At 47.3% G+C, this 16673-nt stretch carries 29 protein-coding genes; 23 read left to right on the top strand and 6 right to left on the bottom strand.

Translation table 11 applies throughout. The features are described from left to right. Nucleotides 1–11 precede the first annotated feature (11 nt). Genes PKHYL_RS11010 through PKHYL_RS10985 form a run of 6 tightly spaced genes read right to left on the bottom strand, consistent with a single transcriptional unit; the run spans nt 12 to nt 1914 of the window. Complete coding sequence (locus PKHYL_RS11010) at nt 12–326, bottom strand: hypothetical protein (protein ID WP_240365159.1); 315 nt, start codon at nt 324–326, stop codon at nt 12–14. 10 nt (nt 327–336) lie between these two features. Beyond that, nucleotides 337–1023 carry a DUF3102 domain-containing protein gene (locus tag PKHYL_RS11005; RefSeq protein ID WP_240365158.1) on the bottom strand — a complete coding sequence of 229 codons (687 nt, stop codon included), beginning with the start codon at nt 1021–1023 and terminating at the stop codon, nt 337–339. A 7-nt stretch (nt 1024–1030) separates the two neighbouring features. Beyond that, nucleotides 1031–1315 carry an HVO_A0114 family putative DNA-binding protein gene (locus PKHYL_RS11000; protein ID WP_240365157.1) on the bottom strand — a complete coding sequence of 95 codons (285 nt, stop codon included), beginning with the start codon at nt 1313–1315 and terminating at the stop codon, nt 1031–1033. Continuing rightward, complete coding sequence (locus PKHYL_RS10995; protein WP_240365156.1) at nt 1299–1517, bottom strand: hypothetical protein; 219 nt, start codon at nt 1515–1517, stop codon at nt 1299–1301. Before PKHYL_RS10995 ends, PKHYL_RS11000 begins: the two co-directional genes overlap by 17 nt. After that, the gene (locus PKHYL_RS10990) at nt 1514–1666 is read right to left on the bottom strand and encodes a hypothetical protein (protein ID WP_240365155.1); all 153 of its coding nucleotides are present in this window, start codon (nt 1664–1666) and stop codon (nt 1514–1516) included. Before PKHYL_RS10990 ends, PKHYL_RS10995 begins: the two co-directional genes overlap by 4 nt. Then, the gene (locus PKHYL_RS10985) at nt 1663–1914 is read right to left on the bottom strand and encodes a DNA-binding protein (RefSeq protein WP_240365154.1); all 252 of its coding nucleotides are present in this window, start codon (nt 1912–1914) and stop codon (nt 1663–1665) included. The genes PKHYL_RS10990 and PKHYL_RS10985 overlap by 4 nt, the downstream gene beginning before the upstream one ends. 153 nt (nt 1915–2067) lie before the next feature. Here PKHYL_RS10985 and PKHYL_RS10980 point away from each other — a divergent pair, with 153 nt between their 5' ends. The 23 genes from PKHYL_RS10980 to PKHYL_RS10870 all read left to right on the top strand — a co-directional run bounded on the left by PKHYL_RS10980 (nt 2068) and on the right by PKHYL_RS10870 (nt 16672). After that, nucleotides 2068–2487, top strand: coding sequence for a helix-turn-helix domain-containing protein (locus PKHYL_RS10980; protein ID WP_240365153.1), 420 nt, complete (start codon nt 2068–2070; stop codon nt 2485–2487). Between the two features lie 420 nt (nt 2488–2907). Further along, a complete protein-coding gene (locus PKHYL_RS10975) occupies nt 2908–3408 on the top strand; it encodes a hypothetical protein (protein WP_240365152.1) in 501 nt (166 codons plus the stop codon). A 73-nt stretch (nt 3409–3481) separates the two neighbouring features. Then, nucleotides 3482–3697 carry an excalibur calcium-binding domain-containing protein gene (locus PKHYL_RS10970; protein WP_240366530.1) on the top strand — a complete coding sequence of 72 codons (216 nt, stop codon included), beginning with the start codon at nt 3482–3484 and terminating at the stop codon, nt 3695–3697. Between the two features lie 54 nt (nt 3698–3751). Then, the gene (locus PKHYL_RS10965) at nt 3752–4531 is read left to right on the top strand and encodes a hypothetical protein (RefSeq protein WP_240365151.1); all 780 of its coding nucleotides are present in this window, start codon (nt 3752–3754) and stop codon (nt 4529–4531) included. Between the two features lie 258 nt (nt 4532–4789). Continuing rightward, nucleotides 4790–4960: a hypothetical protein gene (locus tag PKHYL_RS10960; RefSeq protein WP_240365150.1), complete on the top strand. Its 171-nt coding sequence runs from the start codon at nt 4790–4792 to the stop codon at nt 4958–4960. 84 nt (nt 4961–5044) lie between these two features. Further along, nucleotides 5045–5542 (top strand): N-acetylmuramidase family protein, encoded by a 498-nt coding sequence (locus PKHYL_RS10955; RefSeq protein WP_240365149.1) that lies wholly within the window; start codon nt 5045–5047, stop codon nt 5540–5542. Next, on the top strand, nt 5542–5850 hold the full coding sequence (locus PKHYL_RS10950; protein WP_240365148.1) for a hypothetical protein: 309 nt from the start codon (nt 5542–5544) through the stop codon (nt 5848–5850). The genes PKHYL_RS10955 and PKHYL_RS10950 overlap by 1 nt, the downstream gene beginning before the upstream one ends. Further along, nucleotides 5843–6055 carry a hypothetical protein gene (locus tag PKHYL_RS10945; protein ID WP_240365147.1) on the top strand — a complete coding sequence of 71 codons (213 nt, stop codon included), beginning with the start codon at nt 5843–5845 and terminating at the stop codon, nt 6053–6055. The genes PKHYL_RS10950 and PKHYL_RS10945 overlap by 8 nt, the downstream gene beginning before the upstream one ends. Then, nucleotides 6039–6368 carry a hypothetical protein gene (locus PKHYL_RS10940; RefSeq protein WP_240365146.1) on the top strand — a complete coding sequence of 110 codons (330 nt, stop codon included), beginning with the start codon at nt 6039–6041 and terminating at the stop codon, nt 6366–6368. Before PKHYL_RS10945 ends, PKHYL_RS10940 begins: the two co-directional genes overlap by 17 nt. 3 nt (nt 6369–6371) lie before the next feature. Beyond that, nucleotides 6372–6806, top strand: coding sequence for a hypothetical protein (locus PKHYL_RS10935; RefSeq protein WP_240365145.1), 435 nt, complete (start codon nt 6372–6374; stop codon nt 6804–6806). After that, nucleotides 6704–8587: a phage protein Gp27 family protein gene (locus PKHYL_RS10930; protein WP_240366529.1), complete on the top strand. Its 1884-nt coding sequence runs from the start codon at nt 6704–6706 to the stop codon at nt 8585–8587. The genes PKHYL_RS10935 and PKHYL_RS10930 overlap by 103 nt, the downstream gene beginning before the upstream one ends. Nucleotides 8588–8656: 69 nt before the next feature. After that, nucleotides 8657–8974, top strand: coding sequence for a hypothetical protein (locus PKHYL_RS10925; RefSeq protein ID WP_240365144.1), 318 nt, complete (start codon nt 8657–8659; stop codon nt 8972–8974). Next, entirely contained in the window at nt 8975–10114 is a 1140-nt protein-coding gene (locus tag PKHYL_RS10920) for a phage portal protein family protein (RefSeq protein ID WP_240365143.1), read from the top strand. Further along, nucleotides 10092–10505, top strand: coding sequence for a phage portal protein family protein (locus PKHYL_RS10915; RefSeq protein WP_240365142.1), 414 nt, complete (start codon nt 10092–10094; stop codon nt 10503–10505). The genes PKHYL_RS10920 and PKHYL_RS10915 overlap by 23 nt, the downstream gene beginning before the upstream one ends. Further along, the gene (locus PKHYL_RS10910; RefSeq protein ID WP_240365141.1) at nt 10502–11248 is read left to right on the top strand and encodes a phage head morphogenesis protein; all 747 of its coding nucleotides are present in this window, start codon (nt 10502–10504) and stop codon (nt 11246–11248) included. The genes PKHYL_RS10915 and PKHYL_RS10910 overlap by 4 nt, the downstream gene beginning before the upstream one ends. 8 nt (nt 11249–11256) lie before the next feature. Continuing rightward, a complete protein-coding gene (locus PKHYL_RS10905) occupies nt 11257–11757 on the top strand; it encodes a phage virion morphogenesis protein (protein ID WP_240365140.1) in 501 nt (166 codons plus the stop codon). Nucleotides 11758–11996: 239 nt separating this feature from the next. Continuing rightward, complete coding sequence (locus PKHYL_RS10900) at nt 11997–13112, top strand: hypothetical protein (RefSeq protein ID WP_240365139.1); 1116 nt, start codon at nt 11997–11999, stop codon at nt 13110–13112. Nucleotides 13113–13156: 44 nt separating this feature from the next. Next, nucleotides 13157–13522, top strand: coding sequence for a capsid cement protein (locus PKHYL_RS10895; RefSeq protein WP_240365138.1), 366 nt, complete (start codon nt 13157–13159; stop codon nt 13520–13522). Between the two features lie 60 nt (nt 13523–13582). Next, nucleotides 13583–14506: a major capsid protein gene (locus PKHYL_RS10890; protein ID WP_240365137.1), complete on the top strand. Its 924-nt coding sequence runs from the start codon at nt 13583–13585 to the stop codon at nt 14504–14506. Between the two features lie 81 nt (nt 14507–14587). Continuing rightward, nucleotides 14588–15148 carry a hypothetical protein gene (locus PKHYL_RS10885; protein ID WP_240365136.1) on the top strand — a complete coding sequence of 187 codons (561 nt, stop codon included), beginning with the start codon at nt 14588–14590 and terminating at the stop codon, nt 15146–15148. Beyond that, complete coding sequence (locus PKHYL_RS10880; RefSeq protein WP_240365135.1) at nt 15148–15609, top strand: gp436 family protein; 462 nt, start codon at nt 15148–15150, stop codon at nt 15607–15609. Before PKHYL_RS10885 ends, PKHYL_RS10880 begins: the two co-directional genes overlap by 1 nt. Nucleotides 15610–15634: 25 nt before the next feature. Continuing rightward, a complete protein-coding gene (locus tag PKHYL_RS10875) occupies nt 15635–16084 on the top strand; it encodes a Gp37 family protein (protein WP_240365134.1) in 450 nt (149 codons plus the stop codon). A gap of 9 nt (nt 16085–16093) precedes the next feature. Continuing rightward, on the top strand, nt 16094–16672 hold the full coding sequence (locus PKHYL_RS10870) for a hypothetical protein (RefSeq protein WP_240365133.1): 579 nt from the start codon (nt 16094–16096) through the stop codon (nt 16670–16672). Nucleotide 16673 lies beyond the last annotated feature (1 nt).

Here is a 16673-nt window from a genome sequence, read left to right as displayed (position 1 = left end):
ATTATTAGGGTTTAGTTGTTTAGCTGGTCAGGGGTCTGACCGCGCAGCTCAAAGTCATCATCGCTGATATAGCCTTGCTCCTCGCGCCACGCCTGAAACGTAGCTGCCTCTTGCGCTGGGTCATTGGTAGGCTGCGGCGCTGCGGCTGGTATATCTACAGATGGTGTGTCCATCATCCAATCAGGGGTGACCATCTGCGCCAGATCAATCTCAATACCATCGGTAGCGGCAAGCTCGGCAATGCGGCCATAGGCGTAGCTGACGTCACTATCAATCTTGGCGCTTAGGTGCGGCGCGTCGGTGTCGGCTTGCTCGCGTAGGGTCAAGATGCTGGCATTAAACTGGCTGATGGCGGTCAGGGATGCTGGTGACGGACTGGGCTAATTCGCTGCTGATATGCGCTTCTAGTTCGGCACTGACAACGTGCTGCTGGTCGGGCTGACGGCGCAAGCTAAGCTTGGCGTCTAGCTCGTCGATTTTTTTGTTTTTGTTGCTCAATAAATCGTCTTTGGCGGCAGTATCAGCGCGAGCGTCTTTGACCGCTTTTTTTAACTCACGTACGCTCATCATTTCGATATCATCAAGCGTGATATCGCCAATGCTGTCGCCGTTACTGAGCGCGTCAAGCTGGTCGTCATCCAGTGTGACCAGCTCTAATAATTTGCTTTGACTGCCCACTTTGTCCAAAAGCGTCGACGTATTCGCATTTGAAATCTTAAGTACCGCTTGCATGAATTTTTGCGCAGTGCGTGGCTGGAAACCCAATACTTCAAGACGCTGGGCAAATTCACCATGCGGGCACATCTCTTTGAGTATCAATAAGCGCTTGCCCATTTCGACACATGCCTCGGCGGTACGCTGCTGATAAAAGCGGATCTCATCTTCAAGTGTGCCAATAGTGAGATTACCCTCGTATCCTAAGCTGTTAGCGAGTCTTGCAGTAGCAACGGCTAGTTGACTCTGGGCATTTGGTGCAGCATTGATACTGGTTTCTATTGTGGCTTCTGGAGTAATGTCTTTCATAATGTCCTCAATGATTGTTAATGCGATTATTGATTTCAGCTAAGCGGCTCGCCATGCGGTTATAGTCAGTCTGATACGCAGCGGCGATTTGCAGCATGGCAACCGATAACTGATAGCGTCCGTCATCACGTTTTTCGACCATCCCTTCATCCATTAAATCGTCTAGGTCGCGGCAAATATTTACTGCTGATGTACCGACAGACTGTGCCAGTTCGGTGACGCTAATACCGCTAAAAGTGGCGCTACGCATTGCTTTGATGATTTTTAGGGCGCGTTTAGTGGATTGAGCCATGTTGTCCTCCTTTTGCTGTTTGTTGCATAAAGAAATCACGCTCTTGTTGGGCGGTGTACCATGCAAAACCTAGTAAAATACACAGCGCTATCAGTATGATTTTGAGGTAGTCACGCTTTGGGGTAATGCGGTGCATTACTCGCTTACGTGATTCGCTTCTAAAAGGATCTGATGAAGTAGCATTTGCATTGATAGCGTTCATATCTTCAAGGCAACCCTTTGCTCATCAATAATGATCGATTCAATATTGGCAATGATCGTGTCGGCATAAGCCAATTCACGGCGTAGCTCTTTATTGTTCAGATGGAGCGGACTTGCGCCCGTTGGCTGGGGTTTAGTAAACAATTTCATACGTTCACCTCGTTAACAGTTGTTTGAGGTTTGGCTGATAAATCAGCTTTGATACCCATAGCAACAGCAATATCATGCCCCTTGCCGCGTGTGCCTTTAACAAGACCAGTTAGGACACGAGAGCAGTATTCGGGATTGTAGTTCCGCGCTTCTGCCCATTCTTTTAGTGTCAATCCTTGATCAATGAGCTGCTTGCGAAATTGATTTGGTGTTTGAGGTTCAGTTGGTGCTGCGGTGTTAGTAGCCATGTGCTAAAATCCTTCTTTGAGTTAATGGAACAAGTTTGTACCAATCAATGTATATAATTTAATCCATTCGGATTAAATAGTCAATGAAATTTTATCAAAAATGATTAAAAAGGTAGGTAGCTATGGCTGGTTTAACTTTGGGACAACGTATCTTTGCAATCAGAGGTAAGGGAGTCTAGAAAGGTTTTTGCCGATAAAACAGGCGTAGGAACAGCCACGCTACAGCGCTATGAGAATGATGAACGCTCACCAGACATTAGTTTTCTGATAAAATTGCAAGAGATGACCGGATACTCATTGGATTATCTGGTTCATGGACGTGATGCGAGTGTGAGTAATGAGAAAGCGCTGATAATGGAAAAGTACGATCAAGCAGATAACAATACTCAAAATCAAGTATTGATGTTACTACTCGGCGCTGGCAGTCATGCTAAACAAACAGTCGATGGCGGCAGCATAGGATCAGTCAGTGGCGGCGCAGCGACTATCAATAACACTCCTAATAATACGACTGATAATCATGGCTATATCAATCAAGGCAGGCATAAAGGTGAGGTGAAGTTTGGCAAGTAGTCATGAGCCTGAGAACCATGGTTATGTCAATCAGGGCACACATGAGGGTAACGTGTACTTTGGACGCACTGCACCACCGCCATACCATCAAAACGCAATAAAGTGTCATCAGTGTGAACAGCCTACATGGCGAAATACTCCCTGACTGTGTGCATTGTGGCGCTGATATTAAAGGTGAGTTAGAGTGTAGAAGTCTTAGGAGAGAAATTGGCTATATTAATCATCGTATAGACAGGCTAAGCTTATGGCTTATTTGTTTTGCTATTGCCATTCTAGTAGCTGTTTGGCTCAATATGATGTGGCTGATGGTAGTTTCTTTTATACTCTGTGCTTTGCTAAGCACCTTTATTAGTAAGCTTCAACAGCGTAGAGAAGGTCTTAGAAAACGGTTGCATGAATTAAATTGATAATAGAGACATTATGAAAAAGTTAGTATTGCTAGGTACGATGTTAGCACTGGTGGGTTGTGGCTCTGCCCCTGAGCCAACAGGTGATATGGAAACGGATCTAAAGGCTATGTTCGATGCTGATAAAGTCGAAACTATGGGTGATCAGCTAGTGATTACTATGCCGCTGATGGATTCATCAAGTGATTCCAACATGGTGTTTAGAAGCTTTCATACTATGGGTAATAGTCTTAACTATCTGCTAGAGAATCAAAAAATAGATGCAAGTAAAGTCTACTATATGTATAGCTCTAATATGCAAGATCAACATGGCAATTTGAGTACTGCAAATCTATTTGGTGTGGCTTTTAATACGGATGATTTAAAGCGTGTCTATCAAGGTGAAGATTTACCGTTTCAAGCTTATTTACCTTATGCTGATATGGACTACAAAGTAAAATATGCTAAGAATGCCGTGCAGTCTTGGTGTAGCGAGCAAGATGATACTTCTAAATATACTAATGTGTGCTTGTAAAACCAAAAGCGAATACGTGTTCGCATTTAATAAGACTAAAAAGGGTTATTGTATGAAAATTATCTCGTGCGCTATGTTGTCTCTAATGCTTACTGTTGCGTCCACACCTGCACTGGCTAAGGCTAAGAGCTGTAAGGATTTTAAGACCCAACAAGAAGCACAAATCTATCACGACGCTCGTAAGAAAGCAGGACAGACAGGCTGGAAAAGTCTAGATCGTGATAAAGACGGCCGCGCCTGTGACTGCAATAAAGGTGGTAGCGGTAAAAACTGTCCTAAGAAAAAGTAAGGTTTAACCTGCTACACAATAAAAAACGTCTAAATTTTAATATTGGAGAGGTAAATGCAAGCAATCCCATTGGCTGCTAATGAAAGAATAATAGAAGCAGATTTCAAAGTTACTTATAATACTGAGAATCCTCCTAGTGTTAAAGACGTTATCAAAAGCTTGTCTAGTTTAGAATATTTAATAAAAAAAGGGGCGCTAATATTAGAGGCGGCCTATCCCGATATTAAAATAGTCAGTACGAATGTTTATGTTCAAGATATTGAAGCGGGTAGTCTTTATGAATGGCTAAAAGTCACTTGCTTGACACGAGCAATCGGCGAGGATAATTTACAAAAACTAGAAGAGGTGTTCAATGATATTCTTCAGGACGGTGGAAAAGTGAACAGCCTTGTGATGTTAGGGACAGGGGCTTTCATTGGCGCTGGTATTGTAGCTGGATCGGCTCTACTCAGTGGTAATGAGTTGCAACCTGTGAATAACTATAATTCGGTTAATATTGTAAATGTGGCTCAAGAAGCAGGAATTACTGGTGAGCAAATTGAAAATATCGTAGAAGCTAATATGAACAAAAAGGTAGCTACTAATGCGGTAGAGTTTGTACAACCTGCGAAAAACGAAGACGCAACAATTTCTTTGGGTGATAATGAAACATTAACTATACCTAGCGAAGTGGTTAAGAACACTCCTACAGTCACCAATTTTGAGCCACCTGAGAGAAAAGAAGAGGACTATAGCAATATCGACTTGTATGTTTATGCCAGTGATCAAGACAGTAGTAGCCGTGGCTGGGCTGGTATTGCACCTGAGTTATTTGGAAACAAGAGTCAAATTTGAGTTAGGAGAAGAATTAGATTCGTTTACTTTACATAATGCAGGTAAGAAGTTAACAGCGGACATCACTCTTATCAGGAAATATGATAAGGAAAAGCGAAATTATGTACCTGAAAAAATTATTATACATAAAACGGCTATATAACCCTTAATCCCCCATAAAATTAAAAAACGTCTGTTTTTTATAACCTGTTAGCAATAATAAGCTAACAGGTTTTTTTATGTCTAATAACAAACCAATAATGACCGATAAAGAATTTTTTGAGGTGGGCTAAACCACAACTACCTGACGGCACTTTGAGTCAAGATGTTGTGGATGAAGTCAATAAAGTCCTGCGTCCTGTCAATCCTGCTGACCTAAAAAAAGTCATTACTATTTTGGGTGGCGCTCATACTGGCTTAGCCACTCAAGATACCGCTAAAAGCGGCTAAGCCGTGCCGATATTGTCACGTCTGCCAAGGGTCTGGGCGTCGAAGCCGCTGCCCTAAAATCGATCATAGACGTTGAGGTGCCCAATGGACGGCTTCGACGATGAAGGCCGTCCAACGATCCTGTTTGAGCCGCATATCTATTACAAGTACCTCACACGCGCCAATATCATTACCAAGCGTGATCAGCTACAAACGCTATTTCCTGACATGGTAAGCCGCACATGGGATCGCTCGCTGTATAACGTGCGTCCACAACATGACAAGCTAGCCGTTGCAGCAGTGCTGGACTGGGACGCCGCACACATGGCGTGTAGCTGGGGTAAGGGTCAGGTCATGGGCTTTAATTGGCAAGATCTAAAGTACCCATCGCTCAAGGCTTTCATAGATGCGATGCATGAGTCGGAGGCTGCGCAGATAGATGCTATGTGTCGATACATCAAGGTCAACGGCTTAGTCGATGAGCTACAGCGTAATGACTGGGCTGGGTTTGCCTTGCGCTATAACGGTGAAGGCTACAAGGCGAATAAGTACGATACCAAGCTCGCAGCGGCCTATAAAAAAGCTAAGCAGGAGGGCTGGTAATGTCCGATCATGTTGAACCATTCCCTCATGAGGTAAGCCATGCTGGACTCCCCCAGACCTCGCCAACCACTAATCAGCCCATACCCACGCCTGAGCATAAGGCATGGTACGAGTCCAAAACCATCTGGTTTAATCTCATCATCACTGCGATGACGCTGGCAACGGCTGCTACGCCCAGCCTTGAAGCGCTAATGACCCCTGAGGTCTACGGTGTACTGGCAACAGGTGTGGCGTTTATCAATGCCATCTTGCGCCTTGTCACAGGCAAGCCCATCAAAGGCAGTGGCAAGGTAGGTGGTAATGGGTGACATTATTGATGATGCCAACAAAATCGCGGCGGTGCATCTAAACGCCGCGCTATCCCGTATCAAAACCCAAGCCGCTAATGATATTACGGACTGCATCGATTGCGGTGACCCTATCGGTACTGACCGCAAAAAGCCGCCCCTCACGCCACCTACTGCATTGAATGCCAGCCATATCACAAGGAGCAGTAATGACATTGGAACTTGAAGCCTATCAGGCCATCGGTATCTTGCTCACTATTGCAGGCTCAATCTGGGGTGCAGGTTCGGCGTTTTTTGCACGCTTTGATACGGCACTGCGTGAGCGTGATGACTCGTTAGAAGATGCAATCAGTAACGTATCAAAGCAGGTGCAACAGCAAACCACTGAGGTTAGGCAAATTGAAAGAGATTTCCTTCTACTCAAGGCTGAGCTGCCTGAAAAATATCTAACCCGCGCGGACTTTAACCGTACATTTACTGTGGTTGAAGCCAAACTTGATCGGCTCTATGAGCTGTTAAACCAGCAAAAACAAGGATAACTGATGCCTATTGATCTTGATAAAAGCCGCCGCGAGGGTATGCGTTGGTATCTACTCGTTGCCATGCACCGCGCCGAACCACTTGGCTGCGGTGATGTGATGCTAAAAACCATCATGGATGACATCTACGGTGAGGTGACGCCCACTGAGTTGCACCAACAGCTTAGCTATCTTGAAAAACGCAAGATGGTAATGCTGACTAAAAATCCAGACGGACACTGGCATGGGCGCTGTACTGCACTCGGTATCGATGTCGTGGACTATACGGTAGACTGCCGCGCTGGTATCGCTCGCCCTGCAAAAGTATTGGAGCTAATATGGCACGCGAAAGTGCGATCGACAAGCTGGCCGCTGACCACAAAAAACAGCTCGACGATAAGCTGTTTGACAATGGCTTTAATGGCTATGAAGACTTGGCAGGTTGGCTACAACGATTAGGTTATGAGATCAGTAAGTCATCAGTCCATCGCTATGGTAAAAAGCTGGAAACCAAGTTGGCCGCGGCTAAAGTGGCAACCGATATGGCGATACACTTTGCCGAAAATGCCGCCGATGATACGGGTGCGCTATCGAACGCCACCATCACGTTGATGCAGACTGAAGCCTTTAATGGCCTTGTTGCCTTAAAAGAGCTTGAGGACGACCAGACCCCTGAAGAGCGATTGCTGCTACTCGCCAAAATTAGTAAATCTATGGCTGAGCTGACCCGCGCTAACATCACCCAAAAAAAATGGGAAACAGAAGTCAAAGCTCGTGCTCGAGCGGAGCTGCTCGCTGAACAAGCCGAAAAGCTTGAGGAACATGCACAAGCGGGTGGTCTGGGTGCGGAACAAGTAGACTTTTGGCGGCGTGAGTTCCTCGGTGTCAAATCAGGTGTCAAAAAGGGAGTTAGCGTGAGCGACAAGATAAAAGCCTTTGCCAATAGCGCAGCCGTCGCTGGTGCTAAGCTTATGAGTACGCTTAAACCTGCCCGTGACACCAAGGCTATCGTGGAATGGGAAGAGCTACCCCAGTCGGTACGTGATATTCCTGATACGTTTAATCCTATGGCGGATGGGTTACTCATGCGCCACCAATCAGAGACCATTGCACTGTCGCATGAGTATGACATCTTGGTCGTAGAAAAAGGACGGCGAACAGGTATTACTTTTGGTATGGCGCTTGATAAGTCTCTGGTGGCAGCCAGTCAACGCCATGCGGGCGGCGATAACGTCTACTACGTGGGCGATACCAAAGAAAAAGGCCTTGAGTTCGTTGGTTACTGTGCCAAGTTCCTGCGTACGATTGCAGTCGCTCAGGGTCAAGGCGTGAGCGGTATTGAAGAGTTTTTGTTTGAAGACCAAGACGAACACGGCAAGACCAAATACATCACTAGCTGGCGTATTCGCTTAGCCAGTGGCTTTCAGATTGTCGCGCTATCAAGCCGTCCTGAAAACATCCGTGGTCTACAAGGACACGTCATTATTGATGAAGCGGCGTTTCATAGGAACGTACAAGCGGTACTGGATGCTGCAACAGCGCTACTGATTTGGGGTAGCCGCATTGTTATTATCAGCACCCACAATGGCACGACCAATGCCTTTAACCAGCTTATCAAAGAGATTGAGGGTGATGTCTATAAAGACACGGCCATCGTCTATAAAGTTACCTTTGATGATGCAGTAGCCAATGGGCTGTATGAGCGCGTGTGTCTCATTAAAGGCGAGCTACCAACTGCTGAAGGTAAAGAAAAATGGTACAAGAAGATCCGCCGTGGGTACGGTAGCCGCAAGGCACAGATGCGTGAAGAGCTGGACGCCATACCGCGTGATGGTAATAGTACCAGTCTACCGACGGTATGGATTGAACGCGCATCGGTACAAGGTCGCACTGTGCTGCGCTTGATACTGCCTGAGAACTTCGTCGAAAAGACAGTTGAGGAGCGAGAAGACTTTGCTGATGCGTGGATTAAAGTGCATCTACAGCCACTACTGGCAGAACTAGACCCGCGACTGCCGTGGTACTTTGGGCAAGATTACGCCCGCCACCGTGATTTTAGTATTATCAACCCGCTCGGCATTGAGCAGAACCTGCAACGTAACGTGCCCTTTGTCATTGAGATGCAAAAGTACCTGCTCGTCAGCAAATGCAAATCCTATGGGCATTTATCGACGGTCTACCCAACTTCATTGGCGGTGCGATGGATGCCACGGGTACAGGTGAGACCACGGCTGAGCTGACCGCTGATAAGTTTGGGCACTCGCGTATCATGCAAGTCAAAAATCAATCTGTCCTGGTATGGGGAGTATATGCCCAAAATGACGGGGCTATTTGAGGATGACATGATAACGATTCCTGCTGACCAGAACCTCACGCAAGACCTGCGCCAGATTGAGGAGGTAAACGGTATCAAGATGGTTAATACACTGCGCCGCAAGGACTTAAAAGACCCTGATTTAGTCCGTCATGGTGACTTTGCGCCGTCGCTATGTCTATCCAATTGCGCCTATCTCAATCTCAAAGGCGGCAAGCTGACCGTCAATAGCCGACCCGCCGCCACTGATAAAAGTATCCAACGCGGTGTCGGTATGCGCCAGCGTTTTAACTCTATCATTCGAGGCTATTAAATGACCACACAAATAACCCAAAGCTTGTCGTCAGAGATCGCTAGCCGTGCGGCTGCCATGTATGGCGGCTTTGATATGGGCGGTCTTATGATGGCGCTGCCCAATCCTGATGCGGTACTTAAAAAGCTGGGGCGTGATGTCGAGGTGTACCGTGATATCTTAAACGACCCCGCGATCAAAGGTGCAGTACGGCGTCGTCGCTCATCGGTGGTTGGTCTTGAGTACGGTCTCACGCAAGGGAATGCCTCTGATAAAACCCTCAATCTATGCCAGCAAACTTTGGCCAATATCAATATGCGAGGACTCACTCGTGAGCTGCATGACGCAGCACTGTACGGTTATAGTCCTGCTGAGGTGTACTGGTCTAAAGGCACTGGCAAATCAGGTGGGTTATGGCTGCCTGAGCGCGTGATCGGTAAACCGCCTGAATGGTTTAGTTTTAACCATGATAATGAGCTGTGCTTTCGCCAATTGGGTAATATCACAGGCGATGCTGTGCCTGATATGAAGTTCATCATGGCACGTAATGATGCGACCTATGCCAATCCTTATGGCGTGGCAGACCTTGCTGCCGTCTATTGGTCGGCGGTATTCCGTAAAGGTGGCTTGAAGTTTTGGCTACGGTTTGCCGATAAATATGGGCAAGCTTTTATCGTGGGCAAGCATCCTCGCGGCACGCCTGACAGTGAGGTTAACCTAATACTTGATAGCCTTGAGACGCTAGCGCAAGACGGCGTAGCAGCGATTCCTAATGATGGCTCAGTTGAGATATTGGAAGCAGCTGGTAAAGGCGCTACCGCTGATATGTTTGAGCGGCTGCTGAAGTACTGCCGTAGCGAGATTAATATTGCGCTACTCGGTCAAGACCAATCGACTGACTCATCCAGTACCAATGCCAGTGCACAAGCAGGTCTTGAGGTCACCGATGATATCCGTGACGCTGATGGCGAGATGATCGCTGAGGCAATCAATACGCTGCTACGTTATGCGGTGCAACTTAACATCGGTGACAATGAGATCATGCCAACATGGTCGATGTGGTCAGATGAGGACGTGACTGATAAGCTCGCCACTCGTGATGAAAAAACTACAAAAGGCCGGCGCACGACTAACGAAAGTGTATTTTCAACGTGCCTATAATCTCGCTGAAGATGAGGTGGAAGTTGACGAGATAGTTAAAGCTACGCCTACTGCGCGTGCTAGCAAATCTAATGCTAGCGCTCAAGTATCAGGAATGAAAGCGGATTTCTCTGAGCAAGGTTTTACGCCTGTGCGTCTGGACTATGCGGATGCCAATATTGATAAGCTGGCAGCAAGCAGTCAGTCATCGGTCGATGAGTGGCTTATGCGTCTTGAAACCGTTATTAGTATCGCACCCAGCATGGCGGCATTACCTGATCTGATTGCCCGTGAGTTTGATAACTTGGATGATACGCAGCTCATTGAGGTGATTGCAGAGGCAATGACAGCGGCAACGCTGGCGGGACGTGCTGAAGTAGTCGCTGAAGTCGTTGATGAGTTAACCTTATGAGTGAGTTATCGAAAACCCAAGCGGCATTTGGCCTTAAGTTCCAATCACAAATAGCCTTCTTTAAACAGAAGACGCTGCTACTAACGCCCACATATAAAGACATACAAGCCGCGCAGCATGACAAAGCGTTTACGGTAGCAGGTGCGATGAAAGCAGACTTATTGCAAGACCTGAATGATGCGGTAGGTGCTGCTATTGAGGATGGTGAAAGCCTTGGCGCGTTTCGAAAACGCTTCAAAGACATCGTGCAAAAGCGTGGTTGGAAAGATTACACAGGCAGTGATAGTGCCGCTGGCCGCGCTTGGCGCACCCGTGTTATCTACTTAACCAATATGCGCACCTCTCACGCTGCTGGACGCTGGCAGCAGATGACTACGCCTGAGATGCTTCAATCTCGTCCCTACTGGCAGTACCGCCATGTGACGCGTAGCAATCCACGCCTATCACACCTGCGCTTAAATAATACCGTGCTACGCGCGGATGATATCTGGTGGTCGATTAATTACCCGCCAAACGGTTACGGCTGCAATTGCTATGTGCGTGTATTGAGCATGGCTGATATGGATAGATTGGGTCTAAGCATTGCTGATACACCCGATATTGACGGCGTGGCAGCAGCAGGATGGGAACATGCGGCAGGTAGTACGTGGAAGCCAACAATTAGTAAATACGCGCCTATCATTGGTCAAGCACTACTGACAAGTTTGCTTAATGCAGGTATTGATGTCGATGATGCTTTGTAAGGGCAATAATGATTACCATCACTATAGACGGTCTTGAGCAAGCCCAGCGTTATGTGCTACGCATCATAGAGCGTGGCGGTGATCTGTCTCCTGTGTTTAGCGACATGGGTGAACATATGGTTAATAGCACCCATGATAATTTTGAGAACTCAACGTCGCCTGATGGTGAGCCGTGGGCGGCTAACTCTGAGGCGACATTTGCCAGTATGCTTGGCGCATCTGATACCAATCAAAGTGGTCGTCTAAACAGACGCGGCGCAAATAAAGTGGCAAGCAAGCAGCCGCTTATCATGAATCATACGCTGATGCAGTCAATTCATTATGAGGCAGCAAGTGCTGGTGTGACCATCGGTACAAACATGGTGTATGGCGCGATGATGCACTATGGCGGCACAAAAGCAGATTATCCGCATTTATGGGGTGATATTCCTGCACGTAATTATCTGGGCGCAAGTAACAATGACGTGACTATTTTGACTGATCTCATCAAGAACCATTTAATAGAGTGATAGGCGCTCAAATGCGATTTAAGCGACTTTAGCGTGTCAATGCGGTGAATGCTCATGCTTGGTTGTTCAGCTCGTTTATAAACGTTTATAAACGCCTTTTTGATACGCATTATAATACTACTCATCACATCATCTGCTAGTTATTGTCTTAGTCCTTATCTTATCCTTAATCTGCTATAAAATAATCTGCCCCGTCAATCACCTACCATGTGTCTAAATGCCAAACGGTACACCGACACATGAAACGCATTCACATCTTTAAAACAGGTACGCATACCGACAGTCACGGCCAGACGCTGACATTCAGTGAGGCAGACCTTACCGCTGCTGTAGCGGCCTACGATCCTAATCTGCATCAAGCCCCTATCGTCGTCGGTCATCCTAAGACTGATAATCCAGCTTACGGCTGGGTGCAGTCATTGAACGGTGATGGTGGCAATCTGTTTGCCACCCCTGAGCAGGTCAACACTGAGTTTAGCGAGCAAGTCGCTAACGGTGCTTATAAGAAAGTATCCGCCTCGTTTTACCCACCTAACTCTCCAGCCAACCCTGCCAAAGGCGCGTACTACTTACGCCATGTGGGGTTTTTGGGTGCTGAGCCACCAGCCATCAAAGGTCTACAGCCGATTGAATTTAGCGAGTCTGATGATGCGGTGACGCTGACTGTAGACTTTGCTGAAAAACAATCCGCCTTTGATACTTTTGTGTCCGCCATGCGTACGCTATTTTTTGGCGAAGACACTACGACGGATACCACGACTCATGAACAAAATATTAAACATGATACTCAAAAGGATAACTTTATGTCTAACCCTGCTGCTCCTGCTACACCAGTGCCACCTGCTCCGACCACGCCACCAGCCGCACCCAATACACCGCCTGCCGATACGACGGATAAAGACGCCACCATTGCGGCACTACAAGCGCAATTGGATGCAAAAGCCCAAGCGGAATCGACAGCCAAAGTCCAAGCAGCTGAGAAAGAAAACGCTGACTTTAGCGAGTCTTTAGTCACAGATGGCAAGATTGCGCCTAGCGAGAAGTCAATTATCACCGCAATGCTAGACGCGCTAGATCGTGACAGTAGCCATGCCCCTGTTGAGTTTGGCGAAGGCGATAACAAACAGCCGCTAAAAGCCGCCGTCAAATCAAAACTGTCTGACGCAAATGCGAATACGTTTTCGCATTTGTTCAGTGAAGCTGCTGGGAAACCTCAAACCACCAATACAGCATTTGGTGCACCAGCAGGTACGGCGGTAGATGCTGATCGCCTAGCGCTACATGAGCAAGCGCTGACTTACAGCGAAGCACACAAGGTTGATTACTCCACCGCGTTAATGGCGATTAGTGGTTAGGCAAAATGCTTTAACAATATATTAAACATAAAAAGGTAACTCACATGGATAAGAGCGTTCAACATCGTAGCATCCTCGCGCTACCCGTCACGGTGCAACAAGATACACCCAAAGGATCGTGGGTCGATGCGACAGGCAAACTCATGGCCGCTGATGCACTACCAATGGGCGTGACCCAAGAGGCAGCATCGGCGGGCGATATCGTATCTGTCACCGTACTGGGTACGGCAAGTATGAATATGAATGGCATCGCTAGCGGTGCGGTCATGCAGGGTGATGTTATCTGCCTCGATACGGGTAGCATGGTCATCAAAACAGCGGCGGCAGCGCTGACTGCAAGTGACACCGTGCATGGCATTGTGCTGTATGACGCAGCGGCAACGGGTCACGCAGAAGTGCTGATCAAGTAACACTCATAGCCTCGCTATATTTAACCCTATGAATCACATTAAATCTGAAAGGAAACCCTAATGGCTACAGTTGTCGTTGATCCCATCTTAACCAAAGTCGTGCAAGGTATCGTCATTCCTGCCAATGTCGGTCACGTCTTATTTCCGCGCGTCCCTGTGCAAACCACAGGCGGCAAGGTCATCATGTTTACTGACCGTGATTTCCGTATTTATAACACCGCACGCGCACCAGGCTCTAATACCAAGCGCGTCGATGTTGGCTTCGAAGGCGCGGACTATGTACTAGAAAACCATAGCTTAGAGGGCAAGCTGCCGCGTGAGAATTTGCGTGATGCCAATGCCCTCGCGCCAACTATTAAGCTTGAGTCGCGTGCGGTACGCAAACCGTGGAACGCCATGATGCTTGAGCTTGAAGTTCAGCAAGCACTGCTAGCGCGTAATCCTGATAGTTATGATGCCAGCAATAAAAAAGTGCTGTCTGGTACAAGTCAATGGACGAATCCTGATAGCGATCCTATCAGTGATATTGATGACGCGCGTGAGGTGATCCGCTCATCGTGTGCCGTTGATGCCAATCGTATGGTGCTCGGCCCTGCTGCGTTCACGGCGCTCAAAAACCATCCTAAGATTTTAAAACGTCTTACGATCACGGCCGATGGCAAAGCAGTCACCGCAGCCATGCTTGCAGAACTCTTTGACTTGGACGAAGTTGTGGTCGGTAAAGCGCTTTACTTTGATGAAGTGGCGGACGATACCGTGGACGCATGGGGTAATGATGCCATTTTGGCCTACACGCCTGAAGCGTCTGAGCTTGACCGTGAAGAGCCAGCGTTTGGTTATACCTATGAGATGGAGGGTCATCCGTATGCGGAAGCCAAGTACTACGATGATAATTCTAAGACGTATTTTTATCCAGTGACGCATGAGCGTAAGCCTGTTATCGCGGGTATCAGCGCAGGGTTTTTATTTAAAAACGTGGCTTAGTAGCGTTCAGCTAGATACTGAACAAGACGCGTTGCTAAACACAGCGCGTCTTACTTAAAACAAACTTATTAAGGATAACCCATGAAACAGACCAAACGATTAAACGCTATCGTGGTGGCAATGATGGCGATTAGTCACAACCGTATTAACTATCCTGAAGGCGCATTATTTGAAGCATCCCAAAAAGATGTGGTGTTCTTAAAAATGGCAAACTACGTGCGTGAACCGACGGTAGATGAACTCAAAGCGTATGAAGAACGCCAAACGCTAGCGACGGTTACCGCTACTGAACCTGATGATACTGATCATGCAGGGCTACAACCACAACCGCCTAGCGATAGTGAGCCTGATACGCCGCAATCTAAAGTTGTGAAGGTTGTCGAAGCTGATCCAGAAGCAGTGCAAGCCGAGACAATTGGTTCAGTAAAAATGCCACCAGCTGAAACGGTAGAAGTCGTTGAGCCTGAAACGCCACAACCTGAGCCTGAAGCAGTCGCAAACCCTTATGACGGCTGGCTGAAAAAAGACCTAAATGCGGAATTGGATAAGCGCGGCATAGATCATGATGCGACGGCTACCAATGACACGCTAGAAGCGCTGCTCATCGAAGACGATGCAGTACAAGCTACGGCTGCGTCGTGATGAGTTATATCAGCGTTACCGACCAAAAGTCACTCGTACCAGATCGCGTCATGATTGAGCTAGCGGACGACGATGCCGATGGTATCGCTGATGTTGGGGTTGTTGAAACGGTCATTATGGAAGCTTGCGAGACAGTCGATGGCTATCTACGTGGGCGCTATAGTTTACCGTTTCGCAATACACCAACAATCATCTCATCCATCGCCAAGCAGATCGCGCGCTATAAGCTCTACGAGCGCCGTCCTGAAGGCTTTGAATTACCAAAGACCGTACGTGATGGCTATACGGACGCGCTCAAAATGCTGGTGCAAATACAAGACGGCAAAGTGACATTGGGTGTACCAGCAGGCGAAATACTAGCAGGTCAGCAAGTCGTGGAAGACGGTGAGTTTAAAGTCCATGTGCGCCCCAGCCGTAATCGTCAATCGACTTTCAGCAAAGATCTACTTGACCAATACTAAGCATCAACACTAAGGCGGCTCCATCATGGCGATACCAGAACACAGCCAGACTAAATCTATTACTCAGTCTATCGTTGACCAGTTGGCAAGTATGGTAGGCACGGATTTGGCGGTTGAGTTTTATCCAGAAAAGCCTGCCAGTTATCGGCTCAATCATGCCAATGGGGCGCTGCTGGTCAACTATGCTAAGTCCAATTATCCAAAGCACGATGATACGGCGGCGATAATTAAACCACGGCAAATGGGCTTTACGGTGACAATCATCAGTCGCGGGCTACACGACAGATATGGTGCTGTACCGCTAGTCGATTGGGTGCTAGCAATGCTATCAGGGTATCGCCCTGAGCACACCGATAAGACGCTAGCGCCTGTACGTGATTACTTTATCCAGTATCAGTCAGGCTTATGGTACTACGGGGTGGACTTTGATGTAGAGGCAGTGCATGTGCAGAGCTTGCATGTTCGCGAGATTTAGAGGTTATTTATGCCAGCTTATAAATATTTAGGATGTGTCACGGCCTTTAGTGAAAATGGAAATACGCAGCTAATACAACCATCAGAGATACCAATGCCGATTAATCGTTCGGAAAACAGCTATACCGAGCGGCTATTAGGAATACTGCTATTGATAGTAGATGAGTCAGTAGTGCCAAAGCGATTCTGGGCAAGTAAGCCATATCCAGCCTTGGTTGAAAGAGAAGATGCTTATCAGCCCACAGTTAAGCCGTTAAACATCACGCTCAAGCGGATATTAAAAGACACAACGATTGACAGTGATGCGTATATGCCGAGCGTTAAGCCGCTCGATATCACATTACGCTCGCTGCTCATGCGTAAAGACATTGATGAAAATGACGCGTATATGCCGTCAGTCAAACCGCTTGATATTACGCTGAAGTCGCTACTCATGAGTAAGAATATCGACGGTGATGCATACATACCATCCGTCAAACCTTTAGACATTACACTAAAACGAGTGTTAATTGAGCATATCGTAGATGATAAAGATGCATACATACCATCCGTCAAACCTTTAGACATTACACTAAAAACAGGAGCATAAA

Source organism: Psychrobacter sp. KH172YL61 (assembly GCF_007182895.1).
Lineage (GTDB): Bacteria > Pseudomonadota > Gammaproteobacteria > Pseudomonadales > Moraxellaceae > Psychrobacter > Psychrobacter pacificensis.
The sequence above is the reverse complement of the archived record's forward strand: the minus strand, read 5'-3'. Positions and strand labels throughout refer to the sequence as shown.